This window comes from Acinetobacter harbinensis, from assembly GCF_000816495.1.
In the GTDB taxonomy this organism is placed as follows: Bacteria; Pseudomonadota; Gammaproteobacteria; order Pseudomonadales; family Moraxellaceae; genus Acinetobacter; species Acinetobacter harbinensis.
Genome location: NZ_JXBK01000001.1, coordinates 1857217 through 1873863 on the forward strand (window position 1 = coordinate 1857217; position 16647 = coordinate 1873863).

General features: G+C 38.8%; 14 protein-coding genes. 9 read left to right on the forward strand and 5 right to left on the reverse strand.

Translation table 11 applies throughout. The features are described 5' to 3' along the window. Together SE27_RS14480 and SE27_RS08680 are read left to right on the forward strand one after the other, a co-directional pair. Positions 1-342 (forward strand): LysE family transporter (locus SE27_RS14480; protein ID WP_264673632.1); only part of this gene is annotated, 342 nt, incomplete at its 5' end. Positions 343-479: 137 nt separating this feature from the next. Continuing rightward, on the forward strand, positions 480-1661 hold the full coding sequence (locus SE27_RS08680; RefSeq protein ID WP_039622630.1) for a benzoate/H(+) symporter BenE family transporter: 1182 nt from the start codon (positions 480-482) through the stop codon (positions 1659-1661). A gap of 80 nt (positions 1662-1741) precedes the next feature. Here the strand turns inward: SE27_RS08680 and SE27_RS08685 are convergent, their stop codons facing one another. Further along, positions 1742-2086 (reverse strand): DMT family transporter, encoded by a 345-nt coding sequence (locus tag SE27_RS08685; protein ID WP_039622632.1) that lies wholly within the window; start codon positions 2084-2086, stop codon positions 1742-1744. Positions 2087-2176: 90 nt separating this feature from the next. After that, entirely contained in the window at positions 2177-3142 is a 966-nt protein-coding gene (locus SE27_RS08690) for an alpha/beta hydrolase (protein WP_052251752.1), read from the reverse strand. 312 nt (positions 3143-3454) lie between these two features. Between SE27_RS08690 and SE27_RS08695 the strand changes: the two genes are divergently transcribed. Together SE27_RS08695 and SE27_RS08700 are read left to right on the forward strand one after the other, a co-directional pair. Further along, positions 3455-3898, forward strand: coding sequence for a universal stress protein (locus SE27_RS08695; RefSeq protein ID WP_039622635.1), 444 nt, complete (start codon positions 3455-3457; stop codon positions 3896-3898). A gap of 117 nt (positions 3899-4015) precedes the next feature. Further along, on the forward strand, positions 4016-4459 hold the full coding sequence (locus SE27_RS08700) for a universal stress protein (RefSeq protein WP_039622638.1): 444 nt from the start codon (positions 4016-4018) through the stop codon (positions 4457-4459). Between the two features lie 375 nt (positions 4460-4834). On the opposite strand, the gene pepN is transcribed toward SE27_RS08700, so the two are convergent. Further along, positions 4835-7444, reverse strand: a complete 2610-nt coding sequence (pepN, locus tag SE27_RS08705) for an aminopeptidase N (protein WP_039622639.1) — start codon at positions 7442-7444, stop codon at positions 4835-4837. A 538-nt stretch (positions 7445-7982) separates the two neighbouring features. On the opposite strand from pepN, the gene SE27_RS08710 reads away from it, so the two are divergent. From SE27_RS08710 to SE27_RS08730, 5 genes are all read left to right on the forward strand, one after another. Further along, positions 7983-9146, forward strand: coding sequence for a hypothetical protein (locus SE27_RS08710; protein WP_039623900.1), 1164 nt, complete (start codon positions 7983-7985; stop codon positions 9144-9146). A 50-nt stretch (positions 9147-9196) separates the two neighbouring features. Continuing rightward, complete coding sequence (gene thiM / locus SE27_RS08715; RefSeq protein ID WP_039622641.1) at positions 9197-10018, forward strand: hydroxyethylthiazole kinase; 822 nt, start codon at positions 9197-9199, stop codon at positions 10016-10018. 791 nt (positions 10019-10809) lie between these two features. After that, positions 10810-10971, forward strand: coding sequence for a hypothetical protein (locus tag SE27_RS13925; protein ID WP_158319090.1), 162 nt, complete (start codon positions 10810-10812; stop codon positions 10969-10971). 322 nt (positions 10972-11293) lie between these two features. Further along, positions 11294-11758 (forward strand): MarR family winged helix-turn-helix transcriptional regulator, encoded by a 465-nt coding sequence (locus tag SE27_RS08725; RefSeq protein WP_039622642.1) that lies wholly within the window; start codon positions 11294-11296, stop codon positions 11756-11758. A 130-nt stretch (positions 11759-11888) separates the two neighbouring features. Then, positions 11889-12353 carry a MarR family winged helix-turn-helix transcriptional regulator gene (locus SE27_RS08730; RefSeq protein WP_039622643.1) on the forward strand — a complete coding sequence of 155 codons (465 nt, stop codon included), beginning with the start codon at positions 11889-11891 and terminating at the stop codon, positions 12351-12353. Between the two features lie 388 nt (positions 12354-12741). Here the strand turns inward: SE27_RS08730 and SE27_RS08735 are convergent, their stop codons facing one another. Both SE27_RS08735 and SE27_RS08740 read right to left on the reverse strand, forming a co-directional pair. Further along, a complete protein-coding gene (locus SE27_RS08735) occupies positions 12742-14196 on the reverse strand; it encodes an aldehyde dehydrogenase family protein (protein ID WP_039622645.1) in 1455 nt (484 codons plus the stop codon). A 143-nt stretch (positions 14197-14339) separates the two neighbouring features. After that, positions 14340-16505: a malate synthase G gene (locus SE27_RS08740; protein ID WP_039622647.1), complete on the reverse strand. Its 2166-nt coding sequence runs from the start codon at positions 16503-16505 to the stop codon at positions 14340-14342. Positions 16506-16647 lie beyond the last annotated feature (142 nt).

Below are 16647 nucleotides of genomic sequence, written 5' to 3' on the forward strand. Positions count from 1 at the left end.
CCAGACACCGGAAACGCCGCCGTTGAGCAAACGATTGAACAACTGCATCCTTTTAAGACCGCATTAACCATTAGTATTTTAAATCCCAAAGCCATTTTATTTTATTTGTCTTTTTTTGTGCAATTTGTCGATCCAGTTTATCCCTATCCTGCGCTTACCTTTACCGCACTTGCGGTGGTGTTACAAATTATCAGCATGAGTTATTTAACCATTTTGATTTTTTCAGGAGTGAAGCTGGCACGTTATTTTAGTCAACACTATAAAGTAACGGCCTTGTGTGTACTGGCAGTCGGGCTTCTCTTTTGTGGTTTTGGGCTAAAGCTGGCAACCTCAACCTTATAATTTTTTTCATTGAGCACTGTTTGCTAAAAGTACTACTATTTGTACTGTTGGTTCAATTCGCTATTTTTTGTTAAAAACGAAAAGCGTATGATTGATGCACTTTTCAACTATCACTCCCTCATTTGCGTAAAGGATTTATGCCAAAACTTCTCCAAGATTTTTCCATTCCTGCGGTATTTGCAGGTTTTATTACCTTCTTAATTGGGATTAGCGTCTCTGCCGTTTTGGTGATTCAAGCTGCGCAAATCTTAGGTGCAAGCGCTGAACAGATTAACTCTTGGTTCTGGGCTTTGGGTTTTGGTATTGGCTTATCGGGTTTTATTTTATCGTGGAAATTTAAGTATCCTGTTGCCACGTCTTGGTCCACGGCAGGGTTAGCCCTGATTTTAGCCACCGGTAGTGGTTATAGCCTATATGAGGCACTTGGCGCATTTTTCATTTCCGGCTTACTGACGGCGCTGTTGGGTTTTTCAGGGATCTTTCAAAAGGCCTTATCCTATATTCCACAAAGTCTGACCAGTGCAATGTTGGCCGGTGTATTGTTAAAATTTGGTATTACCCTTTTTGCCAGTATGCAAAATGATTGGGGCTTTATTCTGTCCTTACTGGCGGTATATATTTTATCAAAACGCCTTTCGCCGCGTTATAGCATTGTCATTACGGTCATTGCCGGACTGGCGCTGTGCCCTATCTTCCTGCAATTTCATGCACCAATCTTACAGTGGAGCATCGCCAAACCAATATGGATGACGCCTACATTTACATGGTCTGCTTTTTTTGGTCTCGCACTGCCTTTATTTATCATTAATATGGCATCGCAATATTTACCCGGTATTGCCATGATTAAAAGTTATGGCTATAAACCGCACGTCAATCAACTGATTGGTTGGACCGGACTCACACAAATGCTGTTGGCACCTTTTGGTTGTTATAGCGTCAATATTGCAGCGATCAGTGCCGCGGTCAGTTTAGATGATCAAGTCCATCCTGATCCTGAAAAACGCTATATCGCGGGGATGAGTTGTGGCTTTTTCTATATTCTCATGGGTATTTTTGCTGCCACATTAACTGGCTTACTGTTGTCCTTCCCACCGATATTTATCGTCGCACTGGCAGGCATTGCGCTCTTGGGTACCATTAGCCACAACATTGCGCTGGCCTTTTACGATTTGGCTGAACGAGAAGCAGCTTTAATGACTTTTCTCTTTAGTGCCTCAGGTATCCAGTTTTTTGGTATTGGTTCGGCTTTTTGGGGTTTACTGTTTGGGTTTGCGGTCTTAATGGTCTTAAAATTCAGAGCCAAGCCGTTGCCTAAATAAGCAGCGATGATGGTTTATTTTAATTTTATCGACTTTCATTGTGCAAAGTCGATAAAACTTTAAATACAGTATTTTGCGGTCTAATGCCCCACTGTTTTAGAAAATATATTCATAACAATCACGCCACCGATAATCAGCGCTATGCCAATTAGCGCAGCTAAATCTAGACTTTGGCGGAATATTAAAAAACCAATCAATGCGGTCAAGACAATTCCCACGCCGCCCCATATCGCATAGGCCACACCCAAAGGAATGGTTTTAATCACTTGTGACAACAAATAAAAAGAAATGACATAAAAAACAACCACCAAAATACTGGGCACTAATTGCGTAAAGCCTTCAGATTTGACCAAAAAAGTCGAACCAGTGACTTCAGAAACAATGGCCAAAGCAAGTAAAATATAGGCCATTAGCATAGGGTTCATATAAGCTCACTCATGTAGAAAAACACAGCATAGGGGTAGATGAAAGTCGATATTCATAATGCTAACTTTAAGCAACAAATAACAATTGCGCTATAACGCTGAAGCACTATAGGTTTTTATAAATTCAATGGTTTGTTGAAAGGTCTGCTGACTGGCTTTTTTACTCAACATAAACTGATATTCATGCACCAAGAATTCCTTAGAGTTTGGATAAAAAATATCTGTTACCTCAACATCTTGCTTTAATAAAGCGTTTACAAAAGGCATGGACTGCGTTTCGGTTAGAAAATCTTGATTGCCGCCACTAATTAAAACTGGCGGATAATGGCGTGTTATATATTGAATGGGCGAAATACTTTTTAAAAAGTCTGCATCGTTCTTTTTATTGCCGGTATACGACTGAACCAAATTTACCACGCCCCATTCAATCAGTTTCAGCTCATCAGGTGCAGTATCAACAAAAGCATTCATATCATAAATTCCGCAGTGCAGAATTAGGCCTTTAATTTGTGCTGGTTGAATACTCGGTACAATTTTAGACTGCTGCGCAAATACAGGATTGCTCAGCAGCGCGGCATAGTGACTCACCAAATTGGCACCGGCGGAATCTCCAGCCAAATACAGTTGCTGTGCATTAATATGATAATCACGGGCATGCTCAGTAATAAACTTTAATGCCTGATTAATCTGTAGCAATTGATGTGGGTAAGTGGCCTGTGGCGCAAATTGATATTGTACGGCCACCACATTATAGCCTTGAGCTGCCAATAACTTAAAATAACCACGTGCATGTTCCTTTGAGCCGGATACCCATCCACCGCCATGCACCCAAAATATGGTCGGCCGTGGCTTAAGCTGTTGTATATTTTGAGGCTGATAAATATCTAAAATTAATGCTGGATCTTGCATATATTTAATATTTCGTTGCACCCGTACATCTGCTGGCGCATATTGATCAATGATCTTTTTCTGAATATTGGTCGAGGTATTAAAAATACGGGCAATAATTTTGGTGTTACTTTGAGTATTTTGACAACCGCTACTGCCGATTGCCATAATAAGACATACAGTCAAAGCTAAAATTTTTGAATACACAGATCACCTTTTGATTGAATATACTGGATCTACTTTAGATTGTAAAAAGCATGATTGAGTATTTTAATGTCGATTTGCATACTAACAAAAACTTGCTTGAATGTTGAGTTTTAAGCTCAAGTTTAAATGCAAAATACAACGCACTTAGAATCATTGTTTTCTGATAATTCGATGAATTTTAAAACATTTTCAGGATAGTAAATTGAAAAATTAAGCACAATGTGCTATCTATAAAATAAGAGCCACATAATAAACTTTTAAGGAATAACGCTTATGTCTTATCAAAATATTTTAGTGCCAGTCGATGGTTCAGCCATTTCATTCTCTGCCGTTAAAAAAGCCGCTGAAATTGCTCAGGCGTTTGGTGGTCAACTGACGTTGATTAGTTTGGTCGCTGAAGACCCACTGGCCAATTCAGATTTTTATTATCCTTCTCCAATTATGAAAGACTATTTTGCACAAGCTTATGCCAACGCTGAAAAAGCCTTACAACACGCTCAAGCACTGGCTCGTGAACAAGGTATTATTGCCAATACTCGAATTATTAAAGGTAGCGTTTCTGAACATGGTATTGTTAAGACCGCAGAAGAGTTAAAAACTGATCTTATTGTGATGGGCTCACATGGGCGCAAAGGCTTTCAAAAACTTTTACTCGGCAGTTTCGCGCAAGATGTTTTAAAAAGCACACAATTGCCCGTCCTGATTGTGAAGCAATAACTGCTTGAAAGATAAAAAACATTCAACTGCGGCGCGTAATTTTTGCGCCCGCTTAAAACACGCGATAAGTATTAAAAATAATTTTCTTCATTTGCTCTACTTCATAAGGATAATTTCATGAGTTATAAACACATTTTGGTTGCGGTAGATGAGTCACCTATTTCTTATGCAGCAGTTGAGCAAGCATTATCTTTGGCTGAATCACTGAATTGCAAAATCACAGTGACTAGTGTAATTACTGTCGATCCATTTGTGGGTGTCGATTTTTATAAAGTTGCGCCTGCTATTACCGACTACTTTATGCGCGCTGAACAAAATGCACAATTGCGCTTAGCCGACATTAAACAATCCTTTTTGCGTGATGGCATTGAGGTTAATACCAAAGTCATTCGTGGTGTATCACCGGCAGAAGGCATTATTCATGTGGCGGATGAAGTCGGTGCAGATTTAATTGTCATGGGCTCACATGGCCGCACCGGATTTAAAAAATTGGTTTTAGGAAGTGTAGCCCAAGCGGTGTTAACACAGTCACCTATTCCAGTGCTAATCATTAAAGTTTAAGCCGCAAAAAGTCCCTAAAAAGGGACTTTTTTTTAATCAATAAATTACATCCAGCTGATTCAGCTCTAGCTTAAATTCTTTTTAGCTAAGACATGTGGCAAGAGTTTTTATAAGGCCGATGATTGCTGCCACGTCTACTGATTATCTATTCTGATTTAGCTTTATATCAATAAGCAACATGCTGTATCTCATACAGCTTGTTCTACATTCACTTATCACAATGACATTTTTAATTTTAGTTTTAATTTTTTTACTGAATTTTAGCGAATTAGAAAGATTTAACTCCTCACTCGAACCAACTGTATAAAAGTAAAAAGCCTCCTCTGGGTCTGAACCGAGAGAAGGCTTTTAATGCTGATTCAAACAATGTTGAGTTTAGATACTCAACATGCTCTTTAAGGTTTCCACCACGTTTTTAGAGCTCACTTCAGTGGTTAAAGCCTCTAGTGCATTTTTCACCTCAGTGCGTTGTGCTTCAGCCAATGTGTACCAACGTGAAAGTGCTTGTAATAAGCGAGCGCCCACAATAGGGTTCTTCTTATCTAAATATTTAGCCAAATCAATGAAGTGTTGAACACCAAAACCCCATGTATTCACTGGATTGGCATTTAATCCACCACTAACGGCACGGATACGGTTTGGTGTACCCAAATCATAATCCGGATGTGAGGTTAAATATTCAATCGTTGCAGCAGTTGCTTTGGGATGTGAGGCTTGTACCATAAACCACTGATCTAAAGCCAACGCCTCATCTTTAAAGCGATCATAAAAATCAGCCAATACTGCTTGGGCTTGCGGTGCGTCATTCCAAACCAAAACTTTAAGCGCACCCAAACGTTCAGACATATTGCCAGTATTGATGTACTGCTCTTCGGCCAAATCAAACGCCAGCGTATTGCCCTGACGCGCCAACATATTCAGCATAATATTTTTTAATGCACGCACACCCATGGCTTGGGAAAACTCGGTTTGCATCAATGGATCTAAAGCCAAATAAGTGTCTTTACAGAACGAGCCTAACTCACGTGCCAAGGTATTCAATAGCGCATTACGCTGCTCTTGAATCGTGACTGGAGAATAATCCTGATCGATACGACTACCTAAATAACCTTCAGTCGGCACATCAAATAAACGTGAAGCCAATAACGGATCTTTTTCCACTAATTGAGGTAACGTATTTTTAATCGCCGCTATATAGACATGCGCTTCATGTCCATTTAATAAAATACGTTCAAGCAAGGTTTGTGCGGCTTGCCACTGATTAAAACCATTGGTTTCATATTGAATGAGAAAAGCCAATTCTTCATCTGAATAGTTAAAATCAAGATTGACCGGTGCAGAAAAATTACGCAGTAAAGATACCACCGGTTTTGCAGTAATTCCGCTAAATTCAATGCTGGCTTCATCTTGATCAAATAAATACAGACCATCTTTGACTGCATTTTCAAATAACGCAGCGCACTGCAATGAATACTGTTCGCCGGTCTCTGAGTTAAACAAAGCCAAAGCCACAGGAATTGGCACTGCTTGTAAATTTGGATATTTGGGATGCGTTTTTAAAAACTGTTTAAAATTTAAACGATAGGTTTGTTGCTCGGCATTATATTCACCTTGCGCTTCAAGTTTTGGTGTACCGGGCTGATTGTACCAAATCAGAAACTTGGATAAATCAACGCCAGAACCTGCCGTTAATGCAGCCACCCAGTCTTCTACCGTTACTGCCTGACCATCATGGCGCTTAAAATATTCATCTGTGCCTTGGCGGAATTTTTCTTTACCCAACAATGTTGCCATCATGCGGTTAATTTCCGCACCTTTTTCATACACGGTTGCGGTATAGAAGTTATTAATTTCAACAAAATGATCGGGACGTGGTGGATGTGACAGTGGACCTGAATCTTCAGGGAATTGATGGCCTTTTAAGACGGCCACATCATCAATACGCTGTACCGCAGCGGACTGTAGGTCTTCCGAGAACGACTGATCACGAAATACGGTTAAGCCCTCTTTTAAGCACAACTGGAACCAATCCCGACAGGTAATTCGGTTACCCGTCCAGTTATGAAAGTATTCGTGCGCAATGACTGACTGCACACGCATAATCGCAGCATCAGTGGTAAATTCCTCATCTGCCAAAACACATGAAGTATTGAAGATATTTAAACCTTTATTTTCCATTGCACCCATATTAAATGCACTGGTGGCCACAATCATATAATTATCTAAATCATAGGCACGGCCATAGTGTTCCTCATCCCAACGCATAGAGTGCTTTAAGGCTTGCATGGCAATGTGACATTTCGGAATATCTTTTTCTACTGCATAAATTTCCAGCGCAACATGACGACCTTCTGAAGTCACATATTGGTCTTTTAAAACCGCCAAATCGCCCACCACACAAGCAAACAAATAAGCCGGTTTTTTAGTTGGATCTTGCCAGATTTTATAGTGACGACCTGTATCTGCTTCACCGGCTTCGATTAAATTACCATTGGCCAGTAATACCGGAAATTGAGTATCGGCTTCAACGCGTGTGGTAAAGACTGAAAGTACATCAGGACGATCTGGATAAAAGGTGATTTTACGAAAACCTTCCGGCTCGTTTTGCGTGACAAATAAATCGCTACCGGCTTGGTATAAACCTTCTAACTGCGTATTACTTTCTGGATGAATAATCACTTCGATGTTTAAAATCACATCATCAGGTGCGTTGTTAATAATCAATTGTTCGCTGTCGAGTTGATAATCTGCTGCACTTAAGCGCGTTCCATTTAAGGTTAGCGATATTAATTCTAAGTCACGCCCCAACAGCACCAAATCTCCTACATTTTGACGCTTCATCACCAAGCTAGAATTGACCTTGGTTTGATCTGTATAGACTTGAATATCGAGATGAACGGAATCAACTGAAAAAGAAGGCTTTTCATAATCCTTTAGATATACAGTTTGCTCTGCTTGCACCACTGGGTTTGCCGCAATATTCATATAATGTCCTAATCCTGTTGTTGTAAGCCAAGACTTTGTTGTGTGAAAATATATCGATCATACGATAACGCTCACAATCTGTCTGTGCTATTGCTTTAAATTGTATATGGGCGCATGCCTGCTCATTTTCAATTGATCATCGCTAGATCTGTACAATTATTTTATCTAGTGTTCATAAAAAGAAGTTACGTTTAGATGCAGTCAATGAAGTGGAATTAAACTATTAAAATAAATCTGATAAAAAATTTTAACTTCAATACTGCAGCATGGATCACTGCTTTTAAGCCACTTTAATTAGTTTTGTATTTGCGGATGCAACAAGAAATTTAAGCATAATTTATCAACGGAATTCATCTAAGATTAACGATAAGCAATTCAGTCTTTAAAATAAATCAGCAAGCTATAAAAACTTAGGCTATTTTAAAATAAAAGTAATATGTTTTAAAGCTGTGCTTTATTGGGCTTTGCAGGCTCTTACAGCAACCAAGCGGTGTATAATCCACGCCATGATTCAGCAAACTTGTGGTTGATTTTTTCTATGCTTCTTCAAATTCTGCAAAAACAATTAGATGAAAGTACATCATGCCCCTTATGTCAGGCCTCTATGTTCTGGATTGAAGCAGAACAATATGATCAAGCCATTCATTTCCATGAATGTAGTCACTGCCAACATCGGGTTTTTCAAGATGGCAAAAGCAATTGCCATTGTGAGAAATGTCTGTCTAATCGAAAAAGAATGCTGACAGAAACACGCCTGCAAGAACAACGTAAAATTAAATCCAAAGACAAACAAACTGTTGAATATCGACTTGATCAAATTAGCTTTTTAAATAAACTTTTTTTACTCAGCATATTGGACAATCAGGTTCAAGAACACACCACGCACCATGAATATATTGATTGGGAAGTCATCAAATACCACTCGATTACACCCAACTATTTATTTCAAAATTACTTGATCAAGCAATTGGTCAAAGACCAGATTTTAATTGCCAAAGATTTTGCCTCAGAAGCGCATCATTATTATGTCAATGTGCGTTTAGATGGTTATTCAGAACCAAGTTTATTTAGTGTGACGCAACAACTACGCAATTGGTTCTATGAAAATTTAAGCATGGGTGTGCCCTTTAAAAATGCGGATGAAGTCAAGAATGTACTTTATTTAGTGCTTTATCAGGAAATTATTCAGTTTGCTCAATTCTATTGCCGGTCGTGGGGCATACAAATTGCCGGAAACAATGCTTTTCAGACTTTTTGTTATCGCTTAATGGACTCATTGGCCGTGGGACAGATTTATTATTTGGTTCAAACGGCTTTGGAATATTTATATCAGCAAAAAGCGTTGCAACCACGCAATGAAAACTTTATTAACACCAACTTATTAAAAAAGACCTTACAACAATATCGCGAACGTGCAGTAAGTCAGAAATGGGAAACGACTACCCTGCCACGCTTAGACAATCTACCTTTTAGTAAAATGAGTGAAATCTTATTTTTTCGCTTTTTAGGCAGTGATGAACGGGTATTTTTTCAACCCATCTGGCGACTGTGGAAAAAAATGGAACCGCGCTTAAGCTTTTATTCACAAAAACGCTGTATGTATTGCGGCTCTAATGATCTTACAGTAGATTACGATGCTGAAAAATATGTCACATTATGCTGTCGTGTCTGTAAACATCAAGACCATTACTTTACTCAATAAATACCCATAAGATTATTTACAGCCCGATCACCGCTTAAGGAAAAAATGCCATGACATCAAGTGCAACACTCATTCCGCTTATTGTTGAAGCATGGACGCAACTGCAAGCTCAGCAGCCTTTGGTGCAGTGTATAACCAATAGCGTAGCAGCAAACTATGCCGCTAATGTTTTATTGGCGGCGGGTGCATCTCCTGCCATGATTGATAATCCATGGGAAGCGGAGAGTTTTACCAGTATTGCTGCAGCATTAAGTATTAATCTGGGTACACCCACCACTGAACAAATGCAAGCCATGCAAATTTCTGCACAAACGGCGCAGCGTACGAATACCCCTTGGGTACTCGATCCTGTCGGTTATGGCTCAATTTTAAAATGGCGCTCGGCAATGGTTGATGAATTACTGCAATACGCGCCGACAGTTATTCGTGGTAATGCTTCAGAAATTAGTGCTTTAGCAGGCAGTCAAAGCCAATCAAAAGGTGTAGATAGCACTTTAGCCAGCATAGATGTATATAATTCCGCTCGCGTTCTTTTAGCACAGACACAGTGCGTGGCTATCTCTGGTGAAGCTGATTTTATTTTAAGTAAAGAATGGGATGCCGTGATTCAAGTCAACGGCGGTTCTTTCTTACAGCCTAAAGTTACAGCAACCGGTTGTGCACTGGGTGCTTTAATTGCAGCCTATTCTGCCATTAGCAGCCCTTCTATTTCCGCTCTTGCCGCACATGTACATTTTGCCATTGCGGGGAAACTTGCTTTTGAACAAGCTCAAAGTTTAGGACAGTTTAATGTGGCTTTTTTAGATAATATTCAACAGTTAAATGCAGACTCAATCCAGCAATATACCGATATTGAAGTGATCAAATCCTAAAATATAGATCCATTTTATGGTTTACTCAAAATAGTGTTGATCTAGCCCAACTGAAAAATCGCTCGACCTATGTTTACTCGTGCTATGCAATTCAACCTATAACTTCTATTTTCATCAAAAAACTCACAAGCACGTACTTCAGCATCTTACTAAAGAATAATTTTTAAGCAGAGATAAGTCAGTAAGACTACGCTATTCATTCATAGAACCCATCCAAAAATAACTGCTGTTGATGGGCGTACCTTAAATTACGATCGCCAATAAACAGCCTAAAATTTAAGTACTTTAATTCTAAAAAATAGCGAAATAGTAGACTCAAACTGATTGTTTAGCGGCCAAATATCACTCAACTGTTCTATTTTAAATATACTCATGATTAATCATTGATAAATTATATGATTAACTTTCTATATTTTTAAGTGAAAATAATGCGACTTGTGTCTCATTTATATTAAATTAAGTGACATGACCTACCGTTCGTCGGATTTTATAGATCACAAAAAATCTAAAATATGGAGTATATTTTGCGAAAAGACCACAAAAGAACAACAACCACAAATATAAAGTATTGTTTTTGTTAATTTAATTACATATTTTACTTGATAAGTATATCAACTTAGGTTGTATGCCGCGTAACTGTTAAAAATATGGCCTTAAAAATATCAGTTCCTAAAATTATTTTTTTGACTAGAATGAAAGGCAGCCAAAATTGTTAATTTAGTTTATGGCTAAACTTAGATGAGTCAGTGTTTAATCCAAGCAAAAATTTTACAGATTACTCGCTATGACAAATGAAAAAACATTACCTTCAAAAAACGTTAAAAACGATTGCTGATACTGGCAATGAAGGTCTTGCTCTTAATGTAGATTTATCATTTGATCAGCATCAAGTTAAAGTCGTGGTGATGCACAAGAACCAAAAGTTTGAACTGCTTTTAGCTGTCGTTTTATAAGACGACTCACCCACGGCGATATGATCTTCAGCTTTATATCAAAATGCTGAAGTATAAAAAGAGGAACGGAAATTCACCTAAAGTATGGTGCTATTCCACTCAGACAAAGACCGCTACACCTTGTTTACTTTGATCGATCGTGCTGGATATTAGTACTTAGAAACCGATCAATTAAGTTTCTAAACAATTTAAAGCAACGCTCAACCGATCAGAACTGATTGATAAAAATATTTTTATATGACATCGAATGAAATAGCTTTTAAATAAAGTGCTTTTTAGAAAGGACTTACAATTACAGCAGTCAATTAGAGGTTGTCCGGCCATGACCAAAAAGTACAATAAATTTTTACCATCTACAGAAAATTTTAATTTAGAGCATTTTCCTTATTATTGGGTCACTCAAGTACATGCGCAATACGTACAAAATGTCGATCACGCGTTAAAAAAATATGGTTTAGACAATTCGCGTCGTCGTATTTTATTGGCTTTAAAAGCAAAACCGCAGGCCAGCGTATCGGATTTATCCGAAATGATTATCTCTAAAATGTCGACCACCACCAAAATTGTTTATCGTCTAAAAGATGAAGGCTTGGTGGATACACATTGCTGTGAAGATGATGCACGAATTACTCGCGTGGTATTGACCGATAAAGGACAAGAAACCACACAAAAAATTAATGATTTAACGCATGTGGTTTTAGAGCAATCTTTTGATGGCTTAACCCCGTTACAAATTGAAAAAATGCTAGAAAGCCTTAAACAGATTTTTAAAAATTTAGCACGCTAGTCTCTAGCACAACCGTTTTAGTAGGTATTGATCTTTTTTATGGGAGAAAGAAATGTATTACTCGCAGTATTTTTTGGTTTTTTCAACTCACTTTCATCACAATTATAACAAATAAATAAGGAAACTTTTCATGAGCAAACGATATAGTAAATTCTTACCTTCTATAGAAGACTTCAGTTTAGATAATTTTCCTTTTTATTGGGTCACTCAAGTACATGCCCAACATGTACAAAATGTCGATCATGCGTTAAAAAAATATGGCTTAGATAATTCGCGTCGTCGCATTTTAATGGCCTTAAAAACAAAATCTCATGCCAGCGTCTCAGATTTATCTGAAATGATTATCTCTAAAATGTCGACCACCACTAAAATCATTTATCGCTTAAAAGATGAAGGCCTCGTCAACACCTATTGCTGCGAAGATGATGCGCGTATTACCCGTGTTTTATTAACTGAAAAAGGTGAGCAAATGACGCAAAAGATTAATGATCTAACCCAAGTGGTGCTAGAGCAATCCTTTGACGGTTTAACGCCATTACAAGTTGAAAAAATGATGGATAGCTTAAAGCATATTTTTCGCAACTTAGCGCACTAAACGCTATCTGCTTCCCAAAGTGAGTGATCAATTTTATTTGCCTACTTTCAGAAAATTTAGATGCGAACAGTCAAAATCTGCCACAGAAAATTGATCTGTACATGATTTGAATATCGGCACACTTTCACGTTAAATATGAATTTAATAAACGCTCATCATCCACAATGACTGAGCGTTTAATTTTCACTTCAATAAACAGACTCAGAATATGCCATGATAAATTTTACAAACTATGATTTTACTCCATCGCAGTTATGTATCAGGCATTCTATTTAAGTTACTCAAGCCAATTCATGCATTAAAATAAAATCAATAGTCGCTGAATGGTATTAGGTCAGCGTTATCAAAAAGATTATCCTGACCCAATATAAATATTTAAGAAAATCGACTATTGATCTTTAGGGACCGTAATCCAATGAGTACGGGTAAATTCTTCTAAAATCCACTGCCCATTAAAGCGTCCTAAACCAGAGTTTTTCTCACCACCAAATGGTGCATTGGCCTGATCCACCACGGTAATTGCATTGATATGCGTCATACCCGCATCAATTTTAAGAGCAAAAGCCACTCCGCGCTCATAGTCTGCGGTACACACTGCACTAGATAACCCAAAATGAGTATCGTTGGCCAGTTGTAGCGCATGCGCTTCATCTTTTGCTTGAATAATCGGTAATACCGGCCCAAAACTTTCATCTTTAGACAGGCTTGAATTGGGATCAACATCGACAAAAATATGGGGTGGTATTACATTGCCCTTAATTTCACTTTGAACAATCAGCTTTGCACCATCTTGCTCTGCTTGTTGAATAATTTTTTTAATTTTCTCAACCTGAGCCTGATTGATAATTGGACCAATCAAGGTATCTGCTTTATTTGGATCACCCACCACAATAGATTGGGTACGTTTGACCAATTTATCCACATAGGCTTGATAGATAGAAGCATCCACAATCACGCGATTGGTACTCATACAAATTTGCCCTTGATGCAGAAAACGTCCCATCACGGTCAACTCAACGGCCAAATCTAAATCGGCATCATCTAAAATCACTAACGGTGCATTACCACCCAGTTCTAATGCAATACGTTTTAAATATTTACCACCAACCGCCAATTGTCCTACGCGTTGCCCTACTTGAGTTGAACCAGTAAATGAAATTAGCTTTGGTACTTTATGCTCAACGAAGTGATCGCCTATTTCACTGCCTGAGCCTGCCACGACATTCAATACGCCTGCGGGTAGACCTGCCTCTTCAAATATTTTAGCCAACAATATACCCCCAGTCACCGGTGTATCTGTGGCCGGTTTAAGCACGACAGTGTTACCAAGAGCAATAGCTGCAGCCACTGAACGCATACTCAAATGTAGCGGAAAATTCCACGGGCTTATAACCGCAATGACGCCCAACGCCTGACGATACACCCAACTGCGTCGCTCAGGATCTTGTGATTTAAGTTTACTGTCCATTACTCTATGCGGAAATGTGGCCGCTTCTTGAATAATATTTAGGGTGGCGTCTACTTCTAAATTGGCTTTTAAACGGGTGCTGCCCGACTCTTGAATTAACCAATCAATAATTTCTTCACGGCGGACTTGAATAATTTCCGCTACTTTTAAGGTTAAGTTTTTTCGTTCAGCAGGCGAAGTGACAGACCATGTAGTAAAACTATCCGAAGCCGCCTGATAAGCACAATCAACATCTTCAGTACTTGCCGCTTTTAGTTCAAAAATGAGTTCTTGGTTATAAGGATTGCTATTTTTAATGATTTTATCTGAATGCCCTTCTAACCACTTGCCGGCAATATAGTGCTGATTTAGATTGCTATATTTTTTATGTTCCATCTACTTTTTCCTATACTGACTTAAAATCAAGCTTTACTCTATGATGAATAACAGCAGTCAAATAGTAGAGTGTTGTAGTTAAAATATTACGCAAAGCATAAAAAAAGCCTCCGAAGAGACTTTTTCTGTTTTACACAGTGAACTTAGTCACCGGTATAACCTTTTAATTTTAAACGTGCCGCGTGTAGCAACGGCTCGGTATAACCTGATGGCTGTTGACCACCTTTAAAGATCAAGTCAGATGCAGCTTGGAACGCAATGTTGTTATCAAAGTCAGTCGACATAGCAGTATAAAGTGGATCATTGGCATTTTGCTCATCCACAATTTTTGCCATACGTTGCATCACTTCTTCAACTTGTGCACGCGTTACAATCCCGTGACGCAACCAGTTGGCCACGTGTTGAGATGAAATACGTAGCGTTGCACGGTCTTCCATTAAGCCTACGTTGTTGATATCTAAAACTTTAGAACAACCTACGCCTAAATCTACCCAACGAACCACATAACCCAAAATCCCTTGACAGTTATTTTCAAGTTCTTTGGTTTTTTCATCTTCCGACCAATTGGTATCTTTGGCTAAAGGTGGCGTTAACAAGTCATCTAAAGGTAGGGCTTCAGTCGCCAACAATTCTTTTTGACGCTCTGCAACATTAATTTGATGATAATGAATCGCATGAATCACCGCACCTGCTGGTGATGGAACCCATGCGCAACTTGCACCCGCTTCTGGATGCTCAGTTTTGGTTTTGTACATATCAAGCAACATATCTGGTTTTGGCCACATGCCTTTACCAATTTGCGCTTTTCCACGTAGACCGGCTTGAAGGCCCACCATCACGTTACGGTTCTCATACGCTGGGAACCAAATTTGACCTTTTACTTCGCCTTTACGCACAAAAGGACCGGCTTCCATAAAGGTATGAATTTCATCACCCGTACGGTCCATAAAACCAGTATTAATAAAGATAGTACGGTCTTTGGCTTGAGCAATACAGTTTTTCAAGTTGACAGAGGTGCGACGCTCTTCATCCATAATACCGATTTTAAGCGTTTTAGCCGGTAGACCCAGCGCTTGTTCAGCACGCTCAAAAAGCTCAACAGCAAAAGCCACTTCTTCTGGACCATGCATTTTTGGTTTAACGATATACATAGAACCCTTGCGTGAGTTCTTAATTTCGTTTTGGCCTTTAATGTCGGCAAAAGACAACAATGGTGTGATCAATGCATCCATGATGCCTTCGTAAATTTCCGCACCATCTACAAGAATGGCCGGATTGGTCATCAAGTGACCGACGTTACGAAGTAACATCAATGAACGACCATGAATAGAGGTTTCACTGCCGGCTAGATTTTGATAAGTACGGTCTTTATTTAATTCGCGAGTAACGGTTTTACCATTTTTCTCAATCGATTCTTGTAAAGTACCGCGCATCAGCCCTAACCAGTTACGGTAGCCTTCAACTTTTTCTTCTGCATCAACAGCAGCAATCGAGTCTTCTAAATCTTGAATCGTGGTGACGGCAGCTTCTAAGACTAAATCTTTAATCCCTGCTGCATCCGTTTTACCAATTGCACTATTGGCATCAATTTCTACAACGACATGCAAGCCATTATTTTTAAATACGATTTCTGTCGGTTTGGCCGCTTCGCCGTTATAACCTACAAATTGTGCTGCATGCGCTAAAGTGGTTTGAGTACCATCTTTTAAAGTCACCACCAGTGCATTATGCGCTACCGCATATTGAGTTGCATCTGCATGTGAACCACTTACAAGCGGGAAAGTTTCATTTAAGAAGTTTTTGGCAAATGCCACCACTTTTTCGCCGCGTACAGGATTGTAGCCTTTGCCTTTTTCTGCGCCATTTTCGTCCGAGATAACATCGAAACCGTAAAGTGCATCATATAAAGAACCCCAACGCGCATTGGCAGCGTTCAAGCAATAACGTGCATTACGTACTGGCACTACAAGCTGTGGTCCAGCCAATAAAGCAATTTCTTCATCGACATTTTCTGTGCTGATTTGGAAATCTTCTACTTCTGGTAATAAGTAGCCAATTTCTTTAAGGAAAGCTTTGTAAGCTTCTAATTCAAATTTATTGTTACGATGCCATTCATCAATTTTAGCCTGAAGATCATCGCGCTTAGCAAGAAGCGTCTTATTCTTCGGACTAAGATCAACAACAACTTGCTCGAAGTTTTTCCAGTATGTTGCGCTGTCTAAACCAGAACCTGGTAATGCTTCATTTTCGATAAAATCGTAAAGTTCTTTAGCAATTGCTAACTTGCCTTTTTGAATACGTGCAGTCATTGTCTTTCCTGATATTGCTACTTTTTATCACAAGAGATTCTAGTATACCGATTTAAATCTAGCTGAATAGTATTATCACATTGCTAAATAGTGATCATTTTTTATAAAATAAATATGTATATTATTTAATAAAATATAGCTC